This window comes from Collinsella aerofaciens (assembly GCF_032584215.1).
Classification (GTDB): domain Bacteria; phylum Actinomycetota; class Coriobacteriia; order Coriobacteriales; family Coriobacteriaceae; genus Collinsella.
This window is the reverse complement of the sequence record NZ_JAWHPN010000007.1, coordinates 19,226-33,230: the sequence shown is the minus strand read 5'-3', so window position 1 is coordinate 33,230 and position 14,005 is coordinate 19,226. Positions and strand designations below refer to the sequence as shown.

General features: G+C 62.0%; 14 protein-coding genes. 6 read left to right on the top strand and 8 right to left on the bottom strand.

Annotation, left to right across the window (positions count from 1 at the left end):
* Positions 1-55: 55 nt before the first annotated feature.
* Positions 56-493: a universal stress protein gene (locus RX395_RS03250; protein ID WP_006235921.1), complete on the top strand. Its 438-nt coding sequence runs from the start codon at positions 56-58 to the stop codon at positions 491-493.
* 200 nt (positions 494-693) lie between these two features.
* Here RX395_RS03250 and RX395_RS03245 read toward each other — a convergent pair whose 3' ends face one another.
* From RX395_RS03245 to purH, 4 genes are all read right to left on the bottom strand, one after another.
* Positions 694-1,737, bottom strand: a complete 1,044-nt coding sequence (locus RX395_RS03245) for a sensor histidine kinase (protein WP_148332664.1) — start codon at positions 1,735-1,737, stop codon at positions 694-696.
* 9 nt (positions 1,738-1,746) lie between these two features.
* Entirely contained in the window at positions 1,747-2,418 is a 672-nt protein-coding gene (locus tag RX395_RS03240) for a response regulator transcription factor (protein WP_316365416.1), read from the bottom strand.
* 173 nt (positions 2,419-2,591) lie between these two features.
* Positions 2,592-3,299 carry a hypothetical protein gene (locus tag RX395_RS03235; protein ID WP_316365415.1) on the bottom strand — a complete coding sequence of 236 codons (708 nt, stop codon included), beginning with the start codon at positions 3,297-3,299 and terminating at the stop codon, positions 2,592-2,594.
* A 105-nt stretch (positions 3,300-3,404) separates the two neighbouring features.
* Positions 3,405-5,012, bottom strand: a complete 1,608-nt coding sequence (purH, locus tag RX395_RS03230) for a bifunctional phosphoribosylaminoimidazolecarboxamide formyltransferase/IMP cyclohydrolase (protein ID WP_316365413.1) — start codon at positions 5,010-5,012, stop codon at positions 3,405-3,407.
* A gap of 277 nt (positions 5,013-5,289) precedes the next feature.
* Here purH and RX395_RS03225 point away from each other — a divergent pair, with 277 nt between their 5' ends.
* Entirely contained in the window at positions 5,290-5,931 is a 642-nt protein-coding gene (locus tag RX395_RS03225) for a GNAT family N-acetyltransferase (protein WP_055310399.1), read from the top strand.
* A 138-nt stretch (positions 5,932-6,069) separates the two neighbouring features.
* Here RX395_RS03225 and RX395_RS03220 read toward each other — a convergent pair whose 3' ends face one another.
* Entirely contained in the window at positions 6,070-8,013 is a 1,944-nt protein-coding gene (locus RX395_RS03220) for a DUF2207 domain-containing protein (RefSeq protein WP_316365411.1), read from the bottom strand.
* Between the two features lie 515 nt (positions 8,014-8,528).
* Between RX395_RS03220 and gluQRS the strand changes: the two genes are divergently transcribed.
* On the top strand, positions 8,529-9,530 hold the full coding sequence (gene gluQRS, locus RX395_RS03215) for a tRNA glutamyl-Q(34) synthetase GluQRS (RefSeq protein ID WP_316365409.1): 1,002 nt from the start codon (positions 8,529-8,531) through the stop codon (positions 9,528-9,530).
* Positions 9,531-9,545: 15 nt separating this feature from the next.
* On the opposite strand, the gene RX395_RS03210 is transcribed toward gluQRS, so the two are convergent.
* Together RX395_RS03210 and RX395_RS03205 are read right to left on the bottom strand one after the other, a co-directional pair.
* Positions 9,546-10,271 (bottom strand): metallophosphoesterase family protein, encoded by a 726-nt coding sequence (locus RX395_RS03210; protein WP_055310396.1) that lies wholly within the window; start codon positions 10,269-10,271, stop codon positions 9,546-9,548.
* An 85-nt stretch (positions 10,272-10,356) separates the two neighbouring features.
* Positions 10,357-10,596, bottom strand: a complete 240-nt coding sequence (locus tag RX395_RS03205; protein ID WP_196033640.1) for a hypothetical protein — start codon at positions 10,594-10,596, stop codon at positions 10,357-10,359.
* Between the two features lie 334 nt (positions 10,597-10,930).
* Here RX395_RS03205 and RX395_RS03200 point away from each other — a divergent pair, with 334 nt between their 5' ends.
* From RX395_RS03200 to RX395_RS03190, 3 genes are read left to right on the top strand one after another with little or no spacing between them, the layout of a single operon-like run.
* Positions 10,931-11,473 (top strand): UBA domain-containing protein, encoded by a 543-nt coding sequence (locus tag RX395_RS03200; RefSeq protein WP_117847868.1) that lies wholly within the window; start codon positions 10,931-10,933, stop codon positions 11,471-11,473.
* Between the two features lie 22 nt (positions 11,474-11,495).
* Positions 11,496-12,275 (top strand): response regulator transcription factor, encoded by a 780-nt coding sequence (locus RX395_RS03195; protein WP_316365405.1) that lies wholly within the window; start codon positions 11,496-11,498, stop codon positions 12,273-12,275.
* Positions 12,259-13,554, top strand: a complete 1,296-nt coding sequence (locus tag RX395_RS03190) for a sensor histidine kinase (RefSeq protein WP_316365404.1) — start codon at positions 12,259-12,261, stop codon at positions 13,552-13,554. Before RX395_RS03195 ends, RX395_RS03190 begins: the two co-directional genes overlap by 17 nt.
* A gap of 76 nt (positions 13,555-13,630) precedes the next feature.
* Here RX395_RS03190 and RX395_RS03185 read toward each other — a convergent pair whose 3' ends face one another.
* Entirely contained in the window at positions 13,631-14,005 is a 375-nt protein-coding gene (locus RX395_RS03185) for a VOC family protein (protein ID WP_055310391.1), read from the bottom strand.

Genomic DNA, 14,005 nt, shown 5'->3' with positions numbered 1-14,005 from the left:
CGCGCCCGCCCGACGCACGAGCCCCGCGCCCGTGCGATAGACCAAGGAGGAAACCATGAACGAGGGCTACACCAAGGTATTTGTTTCACTCGACGGTACTGAGCAGCAGGATTTTGTGCTCGCACGCGCCATCAAGGTCGCCGCGAACAACGGCGCCAAGCTGATTATCGGCCACGTTATCGATTCCACGGCACTCGAGAGCGCCGGCTCCTATCCGGTCGACCTGGTCAACGGCCTAGAGGAGGCATTTAAGAACTCCATCGCCAAGCAGCTCGAGGAGGCCAAGGCCAATCCCGACATTCCCGAGGTCGAGGTCATGATTCGCGCCGGCCGTATTCGCGAGACGCTCAAGGACGAGATGCTCGACGTAGTCAAGCCCGACCTGGTGCTCTGCGGCGCACGCGGCCTGTCCTCGATCAAGTATGCGCTGCTGGGCTCGATTTCGACGTTCCTGCTGCGCAATACGGACTGCGACATCTTGGTCGTGAAGTAGGTTCCTTCCCGCCGGCGCAAGGCCTGCGGGGTTATCACGCCGACGTCCTCGCCGCTTCGCGGCTGCGGGATGTCGGCTTAGATAACCCCTCCCGGCCTTGCGCCTTCGTCACCGTACTTCAACGAGTTGGCTGATAAAAGATGGCGTGCCGCCCCGTTTGGGGCGGCACGTTTTGTTTGGGCGGCCGTTTGCCGTGTGCGTTACTCAAAGTATTGGAACTTGTTCGTCGAGAAGGCGAACGTGACGACAAAGCCTTCGCCGGGCTCGGATGCTGCGGTGACGTCGATGCCCATCTTGGAACACAGGCGTGCCACCAGATAGAGACCGATGCCCGTTGCGCGCTTGGTGGTGCGGCCGTTGTCGCCGGTAAAGCCCTTCTCGAACACGCGCGGTAGGTCTGCCGCACACACGCCGCAGCCGTTGTCCGCGACGGTAAGCTCGATGCGCTCGCTTGCCAGGCCCTCGTCCAGCAACGCACCCGAAAACACGATCTTTGCGCCGTCCTCACGCGCATATTTAATGCTGTTCTGAATGAGCTGGCCCAGAATAAACTCGAGCCACTTCTCGTCGGTAAAGACCTCGAAGTCGAGGTTCTCGCACACCGGGGCCACATGCGCCGCAATGAGCTCGCGCGCGTTGGCTTTAATCGCGCCCGTCACCAAGGTTTTGAGATCCCAGCGGCGAATCAGGTAGTCGCGCTCCACGACTTCCGAGCGCGCGTAGTACAGCGCCTGGTCGATATAGCGCTCCACGCGAGCAAGTTCGCGTGCCAGGTCGTCCACGCGCGACAGGTCGTCTTCGCTGCTGTCCAGGTTTTCCAAAATCAGGTGAGCCGCCGCCAGGGGCAGCTTGGCCTCGTGGACCCAGCTCTCGATATAGTCGCGATAGTCATCGGTCTGACGCCTGCCTTCGGCAACCTCGTCGCAGGCGGCTTTGCCCACCCGGCGCAAGACCTCGTATTCGAGCTCGCCCTCGGCATAGGTCGGGCATTGCACCATCTCTTGCACCCATGCGGGACTCTCGAGCTCCTCTGCCGCGCGCTCCAACTGACGCAGAAAACGGCGACGGCGAGCGTACTCGATCACGATGCCGAGCATACCAAAGATAAAGGACACGCCAACCGCCACGACCACGATAGAAACGGGTGCACCGGCGACCGTCAGCACAAAGCAGCTCAGCAGCACGCCGCACGTCCACACGGCGACGGGAAGCAGCGCGTCTTTAAAGAACTTGGCAAACGACATAGCCGACCTCTAGACCGAATAGCCTTGGCCGCGGTGCGTCGTCAAATACCCCTTGATGCCGATTTTTTCGAGCGTGGTGCGCAGGCGGTTGATGTTGACGGTAAGCGTATTGTCGTCCACGAAGGCGTCGGAGTCCCACAGATCCTGCATGATGGCCGAGCGCGAAACAATCTTGCCCGCGCGGCTCAGAAGCAGCGAGAGAATACGCAGTTCGTTTTTTGTGAGCTCGGTGCTGGTGCCCGTTTGCGTGTTGGTGACCATGGAGCGTGCGAGGTCGAGCTCCAGTCCCTTGTGGACGAGCGTGCTGCGCTCGCCCGCCGCCGCGGTGCGACGCAGCAAGGCATTGATGCGCGCCACGAGCACACGGGCGCTGTAGGGCTTGGGAACAAAGTCGTCCGCGCCGAGCGTCATGGCCATGACCTCGTCGATCTCGGTCGTGCGCGACGTGAGGACGATGATGGGAACCTCGGATTCGCGGCGAACCTCGTGGCAGATATGCTGGCCGTCCTTGACGGGAAGCGTGAGGTCGAGCAGCACCAGGTCGGGCACGGCGGCGAGAATATCGCGCGAGACATGCTCAAACGATTCGCAGGCCTCGATTTCAAACCCGGCGCGGGCAAGGATGTCGATAAGTTCACGACGAATGGGCTCGTCGTCCTCAACGATATAGATTAGCGCCATGGATTCCGCCCCCCTCTTGGTTGTCTTGCCCCATTATGACCGCGGATCCGCAGATACGCGCCTCACGCGGCACCAAAGTGACAGAACTGTTCGCGAGTGGCAGAGGCTTGCCTCTCGCTCGCGACGAGCACGGGAATTAAATGAGTTTTTAATCCCCGTCCCAGAAACATCATTTAGCGGCGGGCACGGAGCTTTTCGTAGCCTTCGGCGAAGAAGGCGACCGTGGCGGCGTCGGCCTCGGCGGCGTTCGTCTCGGTCGCGGGGATCACGCCGTGTTCGTCGCTCACTAGGAACAGCGCGCCCTTAAGCTGCGCGGGAATGTCTACGCGCGTGACTGGGATGCCCTTGGTCTGGGCCAACTGCTCGATGAGCGTCGCCGTGCCGCACAGAAACTCGTCCGTCGGCGCCACAAAGGCGAGCTCGCCGTTGTTGACAGCGGCGAGCAGCTCGGGCGCCACGCCGGTTTCGTCGGCCTCGGAGCGGGCCTCGGCGGAGCGGGCACGCAGCGCCTTGGCCGACGTATCGGCGAGCGGCTCGTACTCCCCCACCGTCATGGCGGCGTTGCCGTTAACGTCGATCACCAGCATGAGCACGCCGTCGCGTGCGGTGTAATCGCCCTCGGCAAGCGACCACTCAACGTGCTGCTTGGCCCAGCTGAGCATGTTATGGGTAAGCGGCTCGCCCTGCACCAAGCGCTCGGACAGTGCGCGAATGTGGCGGTTGAGCATGGGCACCTTTTTATTGGACATGCGCCAACGGCAGACAAGCGCGGGCTTGTCGAGCGTAAACTTCTCGACCGCCTCCTGATTGGCGCAAAAGTCCTCGTACGCACGCTGATCCTCGGCATTGCCAAACAGCTCGGCTTCATCAATCTGGGGCATGGTTGTACCTTTCGTGTTAGTCATTCCGTCCTCTTATACCAAAAAGACGGCCCTCCAAACGGAGCAGCCGTCTTTTGCGGAGATTATTTTGTCCCAAAGCGGAACTTAGTGGCGGAAGTGGCGAGCGCCCGTAAACACCATCGCAATACCATGCTCGTTGCAGGCCTGGATGCTTTCGTCGTCGCGCTTGGAGCCGCCGGGCTGGATGATGCAGGTCACGCCGTGTGCAGCAAGCACGTCGACGTTGTCGCGGAACGGGAAGAACGCGTCGCTTGCACAGGCAAAGCCGCCCTTCTCCACGCCCTCGCGCTCGCAGAAGTCCTCGGCACGCTCGCAGGCCAGCAGCGCAGAATCCACGCGGTTGGGCTGACCCGGGCCCATGCCAATGCCGGCCTTGCCCTTGGAAACCAGGATGGCGTTGGACTTAACGCCCTTGCAGACCTTCCAGGCAAACTCAAGCTCGGCCATCTCGGCGTCGGTGGGCTTGCGGTCGGTGGGGAACGTAAAGGTCGCGGGATCCTCGGTCACGTGGTCGACCTCCTGCACCAGCATGCCGCCGTCGACGGAGCGCAGCTCCACCTGGGCGCCGTGGTCCACGCCGCCGGTCGCCAACACGCGCAGGTTGGGGCGCTTGGCCATGCGCTCGAGCGCCTCGGCAGTGTAGCTCGGGGCGATGATGACCTCGACGAACTGCTTGTTCTGATCGGCAAAGTGCTCGACCAGCTCATAGGGAACCTCGCGGTTGCAGGCGATGATGCCGCCGAAGGCGCTCTTGGGATCGCAGGCAAAAGCGCGGTCGTAGGCAGCCGTGATGTCCTCGGCAACGGCGGAACCGCAGGGGTTCTGGTGCTTGAGGATTACGCAGGCCGGCTCGTCGAACTCGCGAACCAGGTTCCAGGCGGCGTCGGCATCCAGATAGTTGTTGTAGCTGAGCGGCTTGCCCTGGATCTGCTCGGAGCCCACGAGCGGGAACTGCGAGCTCGCGGTGTTCTCGCAGCCCTCGGCAAAGCGGTAGACCGTAGCCTTCTGCTGAGGATTCTCGCCATAGCGCAGGTCGTCGACCTTCTCCAGCGAGATCTCGAGCTTGGCAGAGGTGTCCGCCACGTCGCTTGCCTGGGCGGCAAGCCAACGGGAGATAGCCGTGTCGTAGGCGGCGGTGGTCTGGTAGACCTTCACCTGCAGGCGACGACGGGTGGAAAGCGTGGTGCAGCCACCGGTCTCGTGCATCTCGGCCAGGACGGTATCATAGTCGGCCGGGTCGGAGATGACGGTAACGCTCGCGGCGTTCTTGGCAGCAGAGCGCAGCATAGAGGGGCCACCGATGTCGATGTGCTCGATAGCGTCCGCGAAGGTGACCTCGGGGTTGGCAACGGTCTTCTCGAACTCGTACAGGTTGACGACGACCAGGTCGATCAACTTAATGCCGTGCTCAGCGGCCTCCTGCATGTGCTGCTCGGAATCGCGGCGGGCCAGCAGCGCGCCGTGAACCTTGGGGTGCAGCGTCTTGACGCGGCCGTCCATCATCTCGGGATAGCCCGTGAACTCCTCGATGGGGGTTACGGGAATGCCCGCGTCCTCGATGGCACGAGCCGTGCCGCCCGTAGAGATGATCTCGACGCCAAAGTCGTCAACCAGCGTCCGTGCGAAATCGACGACGCCCGTCTTATCGGTAACCGAGATCAACGCGCGTGCGATCTTCACATCAGATCCCATGCAGTCCTCCTGTCTGGTACGCCGCCGTGCTCTGTGAGTCGGTGATACGTCGATCTGCAGCGCTCGCGCAGCGGCATTGAAAATACTGATTTAATGTAGCGCATCGAGCGCATCGATGCACCCCGCAACGGGCGCATGTGCAGAAAAAGTTTGCGAGCGGAGGGGATGGGCATGGCACCGGGCACGGTGAGTTCATGGAACACAGGGGCACCATAATTAGATGCCAATGGCGTGGTAGAACTGTGCTCGATATGCATCCGCAAAAGAAAGAGGCACCATGGTCTCGCGGGTTCTCTACCGACCGTTTGATACCGAAGACTTCGACGCCATCGCGCTGATTCTGCAGCAGCTTTGGCATAACAATTCGGATAACGATGAGTACAACCGCCTTGAGGCCGCGTGCGACCTCGCCTATTGCCTTTCGTCGTCGACGTTTTCACAGGTTGCCGTAATCGACGGTCAGGCGCGTGGCATTTCGCTCGCGCGTGCGGGACAGAGCTCCGGCGCCACTATCAACGAGCATTGGATGGATACCGAACGCGCGCTGCTATCGCAGATGCGTGAGCTAGAGCCCGATGCGTGCGCCGAGTATCTCTCGTTTGTGCGCGCAACCATCCGAACCAACAACCGCCTGCTCGAGAGCAGCCCGTTGCCGCACGACAACGAGGTCACGCTGCTTGCCGTGGATCGCGATGTCCATGGCCTGGGCGTTGGCACGGTTCTGCTCGATGCCGCCGTCTCGCACCTGTCCTCGCTTGGAGCGACGAGGGCGCACCTGTACACCGACTCCAACTGCTCGTGGAAGTTCTACGAGCTGCACGGCTTTAAGCGCACGGCCACGCACCGCGCCAACCGCGAAGAGCGCCGTCACGACATGCCGCGCGAAAGCTTCCTCTACGAACTCGACCTAACAGCCTAAACCTGGCAGCCATACCTAGTCATTTAGGAACGTCCCCAGTGACTAGTCGTTGGGGACAGTCTTCGTAGGTAGCGCATAAAAATGGGATGGATCCGTCGGCAGTCGCCGGAGAAGATCCATCCCAAAAATCAGAGCGCGCTAGAACGTTCCGCCGCCGCCTCCGCCGACGCCGCCGCCTCCGCCGCCAGAGAAGCCGCCGCCTCCGCCGCCGCCCGAGCTGTCGGAGCTCGACGCCAGCTCACGGATGCTCTCGTGATACACGTCATCGAACGAATCGAGCGGAGACTCGTTGCCGTAATGATGGTAGTACCACCAGTAGCAGGGATAATTGTCATAGAAGCCGTCGGCCTCGCGCACCTCGGGCGGCACGGCCTCGGCAAGCTGACGCAGCACTTCCTTGGAAACACCCAGCGCCACGCCCATCACCAGCAGCTTGTTCCACAGCACCAGATCGCCGGGGACGCCTTCCTTTAGACGCGTGAAGTCCTCGAGCCAATGCTTAAGTGCCTTGCAGCGAGCCGCCACCTCGGCGCCCTCCGGCGTAAAGCGGCGGAACGTAAGGCCCACGCCGATACCCACCAGCACAATCGGCACCGAGATAACCGCGGCGGTAATGTTCGCCTGTGCGCCATCGGTAAAGAAGATGGATCCCACGGGAACAAAGGCAATCAGGATACCAAGAACCAGGCAAAACACCATTGCAACAATGCCGTCCGAGGCAACGTACTCGCTATCGGCCAGCTTGCCCTTAACGGTATTCTGATAGTCCTCGAGCTTATCACCCACGGGTGTAGCGTGCTGCTTGACGTAGTGCTGCAGCTCGTCGAACGTGCGCGAGCGATCGCCGTTCTCGTCAGGCTTAGCACCGGCAAAGAAGACCTTGAGCACCATGTGGTCAATGCCCTTGGCCGACTTCCAGCCCGCATCACTCACCGTCACGCGATACATCTGCTCTTCTTTTTCACGCCCCAACAGACCCTTCTTGGCCTTGGTCACGGTCGCCTGCTCCAGCTTGATCACACGGTCGTCAGTGAGCTTCATGAGCGTGGCGATATATGCCTGGTCGGGCACCTCGTTCCAGCTCATGAGGGCCGAAAGCACGGCGGGATGGTCGGCCGAAGGCACATCGCGGAAATATTCGTCCTGGAAAAGCGGCTTGGGCTTGCGCTTGCGCAGCTTGAGCATAACGATTGTGCCGGTAAAGACCACCGCCGCAACAACACTTAGCACGGCAAGTGCATTGGCAATCATGCGAGCGTGAGCGCGGCGGGCGTTAGCTTCGTCGGCCCATTCCTTCTCTTCGCTCAGGATCGTTGACATGCGCTCTTCGCCCGAAGCGGCAAGCTGCGGCACCCAGTCGCTAGGGAAGGCGATGCGTGCCTCGGCGAATTCGCCCTGATGCACGCAGGGAATGGTATAGGTGACCATGGGTTCGTCCGCATCGAGCGATACATCGCCCGTCAGCGGGCCGTGGCCCCATGCGCGGAAGTTATCGCCCTTGACGGCCGCCGTACCGGCAGCGGCATTTGCGAAGTACACTTCCATCTCAACGTCATCGGAGTCCGCGGACCAGCCGTCGCCCACAAACTTCCAGTAGAGCTCGGCGGTATCGGCCCAGTTCATGACCGCACCGGTCATGGTGTAGCTCACGTAATAGATCGCGCTGTCGCCGCTCTCGTGGGGGCTGAACACCTTAATCCTTACGCCGTCACCGGTCTGCTCGACCGTGTAGACGCCAGAATCGCCCTTGTTCGCGCTATCGACTTTGTTAAACGCGGTGTCCTCTTCCTCGACACTCAACACGTCAACGCCCGCCGTGCCGCCCTGCTGGTTGGTGCCCGTATTGATCTCCCAAAACACGCCGTTGATGTCGTCGTCGAAATCAAACTGGCGTCCCTCGACAACGGTCAGCGATCCATCGGCCTCAACCGTGGCACTGATATAAGTTTGGGTCATGGAGTAGCCGTCGGCGTGCGCGGCGACAGGCAGCAGCAACAACGCAAGCGTGACGAGCACGCAGACGGAAGCGAATCGCGCAAACAGGTGGCGCTGCCGGCTGACTTTGGCGGCGAGGGTGTTCATAGGCACATCCTTTGTCTGTAAAACCAACAGCGCCATTGTCCCACGTTTGCGGGTACGCATGGCGAACATCTAGGCGACCGGAGCGCCAAACGGGATGAAAGTCACACCAGCACCCCGGCAGCTAGTCATTGGGGACGTTCTTAAATGACTAGTCATTAGGGACACCCTTGGCATAGCCCGCCCCGGCAATAGATACCACTTCACAGCTCCGTCACAGGTGTAGCGGCTTTGTGTGGGCGCGGCACGCGCTGATTGAGCCGCCAGCCGAGGGGCATAAAGCAGTTGAGCGAAAACGGTTTGCCCCTTTGCCGTTCGCTCGAGGATCATGTCCCCCTTTTCCGCGGAAACCCCGGCAGTTGCGAAGAGCTGCCGGGGTTTCTGTCGTTTGTGAGGCTAAGTCGGTACGCAGCGATCGAGACCTTGAGCCGCAAACCCACCGTGCGCAATGCGCACCGCCGCCAACTTGTGAGCGCAGCAACGCCTTCCCTGCCAAGCCCCGCGCTATACTCGTCCGCATGGATATCAACGCACGCAACATAGCAACACACGCCGCGGACGCACCAGCAACAGCAGCGCCCACCCCCGTCGTGGGCCGCTTTGCCCCGTCGCCCTCGGGCCGCATGCACTTGGGCAACGTGTTCAGCTGCCTGTGCTCGTGGCTTTCGGCCCGCAGCCAAGGCGGCAGCATCGTGCTGCGCATCGAGGACCTGGACGATCGCTGCAAGCGCCCGGAACTTGCCACTCAATTGATTGACGACCTGGCCTGGCTGGGACTGGAGTGGGACGAAGGCCCCTACTACCAGCACGATCGCCTGGATCTGTACGAGGACGCCCTGCGCCAGCTGCAAGACGCCGGCCTCACCTATCCCTGTTTTTGCACGCGTGCCGAACTCCACGCCGCGAGCGCGCCGCACGCCAGCGACGGCACGCCCATCTACCGCGGCGCCTGCAGAGGTCTTTCTGCTGATGAAATCACCCGCCGCAGTGCCCTGCGTGCTCCGGCCACGCGCCTGCGCGTGCCCACCGTCGACGACCTCGCCAGCGACGTGATCGAATTCGTGGACCGCACGTACGGAGCCCAATGCGAAGCACTCGCCACCGAGTGCGGCGACTTTTTGGTGCGCCGCAGCGACGGCGTGTTTGCCTATCAGCTGGCCGTGGTGGTCGACGACGCTGCCATGGGCGTCACCGAGATCGTACGCGGATGCGACCTGCTTGGTTCCACGCCGCGCCAGATCTATCTGCAACATCTGCTGGGACTGCCCACGCCGCACTACGCGCACATTCCGCTGCTCATGTCACCGGACGGCCGCCGCCTTTCCAAGCGCGATCGCGATCTGGACCTGGGCGAGCTCCGCACCCGCTTTGGCACACCCGAGGCACTGTTGGGATGGCTCGCCGGGCAAACAGGCATCGCGCCGGACACCACGCCGCGTACCGCCGAGCAGCTGGTCGAGCACTTTAGCTGGGACGTCATCCGCGCGCATCGGGAGAACATCACTGTAACGGTCGAGTAGCCAGCCACCCCGCCTCTACGCAACATCCCAGGGCTGGAGTTCGTCGCCCAAGCGAACGATGCAGTCGTAGAGCACGGTGTGACGCTCGGCCGGGTTGGTATCCCGATGAAAATGCCCGTAGTACCAGCGCTTGTAGTCCAAGCGGTCTTCCAGCTCATCGAAAAATGCCGTAAGCCGATCAACGGAGGGGCAATTCCAGCCGGACGCTGGATAAAGCGTGGACGAAAGCATGCGCGTAGAGCAGGTGTGAGTGATCACGTAGTCGACCGTCCAGCCCACGCTGTCGAGCTTTGCCCGCGCCTCCTCAAAGTTGCGCTCGTCCGGCAGCTCCTGCGGCCACCAGCTGGAATACGGAATGCGGTATTCCTTGTCCACGCTCGTGGCGCCGCCCATGGTAAAGACCGTTGAGCCGTCGAGCTCAAAAACCTCGCCGCGCGTCAGGCGCCGTATGGGCGAGGTATCCGACAGGCGCTGCGTCAGCCCACCGTGCCACAACTCCATGGGGCGTTCCGCCCAGTGATCGAAACGCTCGTGGTTGCCGTCGACAAACAGCACGGTGTAGGGGCGCGACTCCAGCCAAGCAATATCGGCACATTCCTCGGTAGAAAAGTCCCAGGGAAAGCCAAAGTCGCCCGCGATGATGAGATAGTCGTCGCTCGCCAGGCTATCCCCAAGCTCCCAATCGCGGAGCTTTTGCATGTCAGCGCCGCCATGAATATCGCCTGTTACATAGACCGTCATCGGATTACCACTTCCCTGTAAGTCGCTAGCCCACATTCTGCACGATCACTAAGCCAACCGTTCCAGCCCTTCCATCCCTTAGGGCTTACCCTTCGTTCTTCCATCCAAACGGGTCAAGCACCCAAAAAACCAGATCGAGCACGCCGCCGGTCATCATGGCGCCGGCAAGGGCCATGCAAACGTGCAGAGAACTGGCACTTCGGAGCACGTCGAATGGCCCCAGAACAGCCAGCAGCGCGACCGCTGCGCCGGCAAGGCACAACGCGAGGCACGGCCCCGCGTCCTTGACGCACTTCTTTGCGAGATGCTTGGTGTTATCGCTCATTGGTATCGAACTCCTTAGAGGGTCGTTGTTTGGGTACATGCCGCCGCGGCAGAGCAGGGCGGCAGGGTAAGTGTCCCATGCCGTGCGGACATCAATGGAGAAACCGCCTGCTCGACCAACCTTTGCCGCCGTTTTGCACCGGCACCACATCCCCCGCTATCGAGGTCTAATACTTTTCCCACCGCTACCCAAAAACTCATCCAACATTAATCTTGGCTCAAGAATCGCTTAATCTATAACCTGCACTATAGAGTTCGAACAAGGGGCGGGGCGGCGCCGCGCAACGCAGGCCGCCGAACGCAACGCTCGCGCCCATCGAACGAAAGGACAGGTCATGGACGACCTCGAAAAAGTTGAAACCATCCGCACCAAGTGCAACGTGAGCTACACCGATGCCAAGGCCGCGCTCGACGCCGCCGACGGCAACGTTTTGGACGCCATCATTTGGCTCGAGTCGCAGGGCAAGACGCAGACCACATCGGCGCACGCCGCCACCGAGTCCGCGCCGGTCGATGAGCCCTCGGCCGAGATGGTCGCCGCGCAGGCAGCCTACGAGAAGTCGAGCGAAAAGACCGACTTCTCCAAGAAGATGGACAGCGTGTGGGAGTACCTCAAAAAGCTCTTCCGCCTGAGCCTGGACACCAAGTTTATCGCCACGCGCCGCGATGCGATCATCCTCAACATTCCCATCCTGATCCCCATCATCGCCCTGTTTGCCTGGGGCGCCACGATATGGCTGATGCTGATTGGCCTGTTCTTTGGCATGCGTTACCGTATCGACAGCGACGGAGACGTGCCCGGCAGCATCAACAATCTTATGAATCACGCCGCCGACGCCGCGGACGACATCAAGCAAAATCTCAACGACGACAAGTAATCGCAGACGGGGGGGGGCACGTATGGCACGGATCCTGATCGTAGAGGACGAGGAGAAAATCGCCCGCTTTGTGACGCTCGAGCTGGAGCACGAGGGCTACCAGGTGGAACACGCCGCCGATGGCCGCACCGCCGTGGACCTGGCGCTGGAGCGCAACTACGATCTTATTCTGCTCGATGTGTTGTTGCCGCAGCTCAACGGCATGGAGGTCCTGCGGCGCGTCCGCAAGCACAAGGATGTGCCGGTGATAATGGTCACCGCGCGCGATGCCGTGATGGACAAGGTGGCCGGGCTCGATGCCGGCGCCGACGATTACCTGACCAAGCCGTTTGCGATTGAGGAGCTGTTCGCACGGATCCGCGTGGCGTTGAAGCGCTCGGAGGCCGTGCGGGCGGCTTCGGGCGTTGGCGGCATCGGGACGGGCGCGGCAGGCGGCACGGGTGTCGGCGCCACTGCGATGCCCCCGGTCAGTGACTCGACCCAGGTTTCCGCCTCGCTCTCCCCCGCCACGCTCGCCGTGGGCTCGGTTGCGCTCGATCCCGACCGCCGCGAAGTCACGGTCGGCGGCTCGCCCATCGCGCTCACGGCCCGCGAGTTCGATGTCCTCGCCCTGCTTATGGCGCATGCCGGCAGCGTGCTCACGCGCGAACGCATCGCGCACGAGGCGCTGGGCTACGAATATGTAGGCGACACCAACAACGTCGACGTGCACATCGCGCACCTGCGCGCCAAGATCGAAGACGCCGGCAGCGCCCGCATCATCCAGACCGTGCGCGGGGTGGGCTATGTCTGCCGCGCGTAACGCCGAGGCCAAGCGCGTCACCTCCATCGCCCGCGCCATCAACTGGGGCTATATGTGGCGCCGCCTGATAAGCTACGTCTGGCTCGATCTGCTGCTGATGGTGATTGCGACGGCGATCCTCGTCTATGGATACAACCAGACGCTGCCCGACGGCGCGTTTACCGCAGGATGGATCCCCAGCGCCACCGTTCACGGCATGTCGCTGACGCCCGCGCGCGGCTGGGACCTGGCAACGCTCACCTATACCGTCGAGCTTGCGCGCACCACCAAGACTTTCCCCCTCGCGCAGGACCTCGTCGCGCTATGGCCTCTCTACCTTGTCGTTGTGGGTTGGCAGGTCATCAGCGTGCTCAACATGCTCGGCGGTGCCCGCCGTGTGCGCCGTACCATGGCACCGCTCAACGACTTGGCACTGCGCGTGGACGAACTCGGCCGCATGCAACTCGCCGGCGGCAAAATGGAGACACTGGAGCAGGCCATCGAGCGCGCAAGCGTCGACTCGCCGAGCGTCACCACCGGCGACGCCGACCTGTCAAGCATCGAGGTCGCGCTCAACCGCCTGCTGCGCCAGATGCAAGAGGCAAAGCTGCAGCAGATGCGCTTTGTCAACGATGCAAGCCACGAGCTACGCACGCCCATCGCGGTGATTCAGGGCTACGTGAACATGCTCGACCGCTGGGGTAAGGACGACCCGGACGTGCTGGCGGAATCCATCGCGTCCCTTAAAGCCGAAAGCGAGCACATGCAAGAGCTCGTGGAGCAGCTGCTGTTTTTGGCACGCGGCGATGCCGGGCGCACGGTCCTGCGGCGTGCCGATACCAACCTGGCCGCACTGGTCGGCGAGGTATGCGAGGAATCGCAGATGATCGATGCCGCACACACGTATCGGCTGGCCTTTGACGCTGCGCTTGTCAGCGACCCGCGCTGCGACGCGCCCGTCGACGTGGCGCTCGTGAAGCAGGCTCTGCGCGTGATCGTGCAAAACGCCGCCAAGTACTCGGATGCGGGAACGACCGTCACATTTGGCATAACGCCCGATGCGGGCATGGGCACGATCGACATAAGTGTTGAGGACGAGGGCATCGGCATGAACCAGGAATCCGCAGCTCACGCGTTTGAACGGTTCTACCGCGCCGACAACGCGCGCGATGCCGGCGCACAGGGTTCGGGTCTGGGGCTTGCGATCGCCAAGTGGATCGTCGACAGCCACGGCGGCGTCATCGGTGTGACCTCGGTCGAAGGGGTCGGCAGCCGCTTTACGATTCGCCTGCCACGATAGGAAGCCCCCTCGGCATAAATAAAGGGATAGGGCCACGCGACCCTATCCCTTTTTGCCAGCTATGGCAGCTTGTGCGCTACTCGCGGCACAGGTGCACGGCGAAACCGGCGAACTCGCGCTTAAAGTACACGAGCTTGGTACCACCGTCGGGCAGCAGCGCGCGCGACTCTTCGTTGACCTCGAGCCCGCGCTCGGCAAACCACTTCTCAGCTGCATCGATGTCGTTAACGGCAAAGCCGATGTGGCCCTTGGTGCCACGACCGTTCTGCTTCATGATCTCGACCAGCGAATCGTTGAAGTACGAAACCGGGGTCTCGATGACGGGCAGGCCCATCATCGTCGAGAACAGCTCCGCGATCTCCAGGGCGTCTGCCGGGTCGGTGGCGTTAATGCCCACATGGGCAACGCGCATACCAAAGAGCTCTACCGGGTTGGCGTTCTGCTCACTCAT

Bases quoted from the DNA above. Each gene is read 5' to 3' on its own strand.
- RX395_RS03250 (WP_006235921.1), top strand. From the start codon at position 56: ATGAACGAGGGCTACACCAAGGTATTTGTTTCACTCGACGGTACTGAG.
- gluQRS (WP_316365409.1), top strand. From the start codon at position 8,529: ATGGATATCAACGCACGCAACATAGCAACACACGCCGCGGACGCACCA.
- RX395_RS03210 (WP_055310396.1), bottom strand. From the start codon at position 10,271: ATGACGGTCTATGTAACAGGCGATATTCATGGCGGCGCTGACATGCAA.
- RX395_RS03200 (WP_117847868.1), top strand. From the start codon at position 10,931: ATGGACGACCTCGAAAAAGTTGAAACCATCCGCACCAAGTGCAACGTG.
- RX395_RS03195 (WP_316365405.1), top strand. From the start codon at position 11,496: ATGGCACGGATCCTGATCGTAGAGGACGAGGAGAAAATCGCCCGCTTT.
- RX395_RS03190 (WP_316365404.1), top strand. From the start codon at position 12,259: ATGTCTGCCGCGCGTAACGCCGAGGCCAAGCGCGTCACCTCCATCGCC.
- RX395_RS03225 (WP_055310399.1), top strand. From the start codon at position 5,290: ATGGTCTCGCGGGTTCTCTACCGACCGTTTGATACCGAAGACTTCGAC.
- RX395_RS03235 (WP_316365415.1), bottom strand. From the start codon at position 3,299: ATGCCCCAGATTGATGAAGCCGAGCTGTTTGGCAATGCCGAGGATCAG.
- purH (WP_316365413.1), bottom strand. From the start codon at position 5,012: ATGGGATCTGATGTGAAGATCGCACGCGCGTTGATCTCGGTTACCGAT.
- RX395_RS03245 (WP_148332664.1), bottom strand. From the start codon at position 1,737: ATGTCGTTTGCCAAGTTCTTTAAAGACGCGCTGCTTCCCGTCGCCGTG.
- RX395_RS03220 (WP_316365411.1), bottom strand. From the start codon at position 8,013: ATGAACACCCTCGCCGCCAAAGTCAGCCGGCAGCGCCACCTGTTTGCG.
- RX395_RS03240 (WP_316365416.1), bottom strand. From the start codon at position 2,418: ATGGCGCTAATCTATATCGTTGAGGACGACGAGCCCATTCGTCGTGAA.
- RX395_RS03185 (WP_055310391.1), bottom strand. From the start codon at position 14,005: ATGAGTGAGCAGAACGCCAACCCGGTAGAGCTCTTTGGTATGCGCGTT.
- RX395_RS03205 (WP_196033640.1), bottom strand. From the start codon at position 10,596: ATGAGCGATAACACCAAGCATCTCGCAAAGAAGTGCGTCAAGGACGCG.